We start from the raw sequence: 3,480 nt of genomic DNA on the forward strand, positions 1-3,480 counted from the left end.
CCAAAATATCTCCAGATTGTGGATAAAGATTTGCACCATCTCTTATTACTTTAAAACCATTTTTATTTCCCGTATCCAACAAATTAATCGCACCAGCACCTGAAAAACTTGTTCCAAAAAGGTCATAAGCATATTGATTGATGTAATCAAAACACTGCGCCCCATAAACTCCATCAAAATCATAAGATTTTCCAATAGAACTATTTATCCAAGAATTAGACTGAGAAATTGATGTAGCATGAGCATTTACAGATTGAAACAATCCTCCAAGCACTACAATAAGTAAACTAGCAACAAACATCATACCTCTTCGATTTTTTTTAACGTTCATCCATCTCCACGCTCCATAAATTATTTATATTAATTCCATATGGATTAATACCATTAAAAAAACTACTCTTAATGATAAACAAGAATTTGGTAAATAAAAAATAGTTACAGTCAAAATTCCAAAAAAACTTAGCAGAATCAGAAATATGGACCAATGTTTTTTCGGAAATAATATACTGCTTTTTTTCATAAATAAACATGTTGGACTATTAAATCGTCCACTTGACTTTTATATATCTTTATTACCACAAGAACAACTAGTATTAATTCTATTTAGTTTACTCAAATTGGTGTATTTTTTTACTTTTGAAACAACTTCTATACTTCTATAATAATTCTATAAAAAAGATGTTCCGCATGCTCTCCACAATCACATTCAATAGTAGATTTTTCTTTAATTCTATGTTATACTAATTTTGTGAAATGTGAAGATTTCGAGCATGTACAACACAAAAGACAGACCTAGGGCGAATAGGTCTGTCTTTTTTTGCGTTCGTTGCGACTCCGAACATGTGGGTTAGATAGCAACTTGCTATCAATTGTCATCTTTTTCATCTAACCAATGAGAAACTAGTTCGATAACTACGCCCACCAAAAGCGGTGTGACAATCAATGTGAAGATTTGTTCTAGCATGTACAGCCCCCTCTCGGGGCAAGTTGCCTTTTCTATTATATCAAATCAATCTTGAAACATATATGCTTCATATCTTTCTAATTCATCCCTTATTCCTTTTAATTTACTCTCTAATCACTTATCAATTAGTTTTTTGTTATTGCTTCGCTTGATTTTTTCAAATATCGTTTTTTCTTCCATATATAATCCCCAAAAAAGAGCGCTGCCTGAAACTTCACTAACGGGCAACGCTAAGTCTAATTATGCAGATCTAACTATATTTTAGCACAAAGTTACAATTTTTTTTAATAGTCATAAGAAAAAGAAGAGCAAAAGTTATGAACTAATGCTCTTCTTTTTGATTTGCTTATTCACATAGCAAAAGGTTGAGTTTCCGATCTGGATAAAATTATTATACCGTATGAATTGATACTAAATCAATATTTTTGTTATATAAGAAAATTCTGTCGATTTTCGAATCAAATGTTCTCTTGGGACATGAAATCTATAGTTTAATTTTTTAGTATTTCTTTTTGTTTCCATGTACACCTTACGACACACACAAAGACCTCAGCTGTATCGGTTATATTCAAAACCTGAAAAACACCTAGTTCATTAATTGAGCAATTATAAACCAATCCTTCCTGCATTATCTCTGTCGGTCATTTCGATTCATTCGTTATTGTCCACTTTCAAAACTTCTTCTTTTACTTGTTTCTTAATGCGTTTCAAGGTAGACAATGAAATATTTGTTTTCTTTTCAACTTCTCTCATACTGTTCGTTTCCATTAAATCCAAGGCATGCTTGTATCGATCGTTCAAAATTCTCTTTGGACGGCCTTCTTTGTAATTCTTTTTATTCGCTTTATGCCATTGCTTGCCTTCCTGTGTTCTAGTCACGATTAAATCTCGCTCAAACTGCGCAAAGCTTCCAAGCATATTCATCATCAGTGTTTGCATGGAATCTTTTTTATTCGGTTCAAACGTCAAGGCATTGTCTAAAAAAGTAACTGTCACACCTGATTCGTTTAAAGTAGAAATAATCGAATTTAAATCAACGATACTCCTTGCTAATCGATCAATCTTTGTTACTAAGACGAGATCACCTTTTTCTACTATTGAAATTAGTTCTTCTAATTCTTTTCTATCTTCTTTTTTTGTACCAGTATATTTTTCACTAAAGATTTTTTCAGCACCCACATCTTCTAATTTCAAAATTTGAGTTTTGTACTCTTGATTGCTGGTACTGACTCGTGAATACCCATAAATTGCCATTTTTTTCTCACTTTCTGGACATAAGTTTCTGATACCTGTAAAAACTAAGTATATCAAGAAATTTTATTGTGGCCAAAAACTTTTAAGTTTCTGACCACAATAAAATTGCTTCCGATTCTCCCTAATTTTATTAGGTAATTAGATACTAAAAAGAGGAATACCTAACAGCATTCCTCTTTCCCATAATAGGATAATTATATATTAGTAATTCAATTTTACAATCTATTAATCGACAAACTAAGCCGTTGTTTACGATCAATTTTTTCCGAATTCTATTTAATTAAATAAAGCATATTTCTTCTTAACAATATATTACCACATTCTTTTTTCTTTCGTTACTCGTTTAACTAATTTAGTTCGAGCTTTATTTGAATAAAAGAAACTATCATATTTATAGAATTGATATCCTTTTGTATGATATTGGTTTACTTTAACGTAAAGTGTTGGTGCATTTAAATTGCGAGCAGTCTGTATGATACCAGCTATTGTTGCAACTGTTCCAACGTATGGCATTAAAGAAAACAGCCCTAACGCGATAGATTGTAAATTACCTTGTGTGGTCGTATCATAATATGTTGTCTGAAAGTAGATCCATTTGCTTACTGCTCTTTTTTGAATACTAGGAACTGTAGAATCGACACTTTCAACTGGTGAGGGAATTTCTAATTTATTTTCTACATAAATATTGCCTGCCTCATCTCTAGATACTTCCTTAGTCTCTCCGTCATTCATCTTCAGCGAAGCGCTATCATCATTATTAATACTTAAAGTAACTTTTTCTCCTGTCACATTATCACTTAATAGTAAGTTCCCTTTGTCATCTTCTAATATTTTGATATTGTCAATCGCATATTCATTTAAAGTACTCGCTGTCTCTGCATTTACCAAAGTTATTGGGGCAATAATTCCCATAACTAAAACAGCCAATATAAAAGCGACAATTTTTTTCATTATTTCTTCTCTTTCCTTTTTTTATTTATGAGCCTATAAAATAAAATCCAGTTGAAAATGACCCCAATAATTAACAAAATACCTGGTATCCAAATATTTTCACCAACATTTATCTTCAAATAATATAAATACAAAATGATAGCTAAAAGACAAATATTCAATATATGCAAAGCATTTTTCATTTCTATCCCCCCCATTCGATACAATATTATAGTTTATACATTTTTTGCTTACGACAATATTTTATCACACTTTAAATGTAAATAAACGTTTATTTTATTTAATAAATTATCTTCTTGATACTCGAACAG

At 30.9% G+C, this 3,480-nt stretch carries 4 protein-coding genes and 1 pseudogene; all 5 read right to left on the bottom strand.

All coding sequences use genetic code 11. The features are described 5' to 3' along the window. A pseudogene (locus EG2_RS17930) lies at positions 1-331 on the bottom strand (hypothetical protein); the annotation flags it as partial. A 534-nt stretch (positions 332-865) separates the two neighbouring features. Then, positions 866-964: a type I toxin-antitoxin system Fst family toxin gene (locus EG2_RS19040; RefSeq protein ID WP_115241633.1), complete on the bottom strand. Its 99-nt coding sequence runs from the start codon at positions 962-964 to the stop codon at positions 866-868. 651 nt (positions 965-1,615) lie between these two features. Next, positions 1,616-2,218, bottom strand: coding sequence for a recombinase family protein (locus tag EG2_RS17935; RefSeq protein WP_060815695.1), 603 nt, complete (start codon positions 2,216-2,218; stop codon positions 1,616-1,618). Between the two features lie 312 nt (positions 2,219-2,530). Further along, positions 2,531-3,169: a hypothetical protein gene (locus tag EG2_RS17940; protein ID WP_060815697.1), complete on the bottom strand. Its 639-nt coding sequence runs from the start codon at positions 3,167-3,169 to the stop codon at positions 2,531-2,533. After that, on the bottom strand, positions 3,169-3,351 hold the full coding sequence (locus EG2_RS17945; protein ID WP_060815699.1) for a hypothetical protein: 183 nt from the start codon (positions 3,349-3,351) through the stop codon (positions 3,169-3,171). Before EG2_RS17945 ends, EG2_RS17940 begins: the two co-directional genes overlap by 1 nt. Positions 3,352-3,480: the final 129 nt, after the last annotated feature.

Source organism: Enterococcus gallinarum NBRC 100675, assembly GCF_001544275.1.
Taxonomy (GTDB): domain Bacteria; phylum Bacillota; class Bacilli; order Lactobacillales; family Enterococcaceae; genus Enterococcus_D; species Enterococcus_D gallinarum.

What these genes read in the sequence shown, in the direction of transcription:
- EG2_RS17935 (WP_060815695.1), bottom strand. Translation starts at nt 2,218, where the DNA reads ATGGCAATTTATGGGTATTCACGAGTCAGTACCAGCAATCAAGAGTAC.
- EG2_RS17940 (WP_060815697.1), bottom strand. Translation starts at nt 3,169, where the DNA reads ATGAAAAAAATTGTCGCTTTTATATTGGCTGTTTTAGTTATGGGAATT.
- EG2_RS17945 (WP_060815699.1), bottom strand. Translation starts at nt 3,351, where the DNA reads ATGAAAAATGCTTTGCATATATTGAATATTTGTCTTTTAGCTATCATT.
- EG2_RS19040 (WP_115241633.1), bottom strand. Translation starts at nt 964, where the DNA reads ATGCTAGAACAAATCTTCACATTGATTGTCACACCGCTTTTGGTGGGC.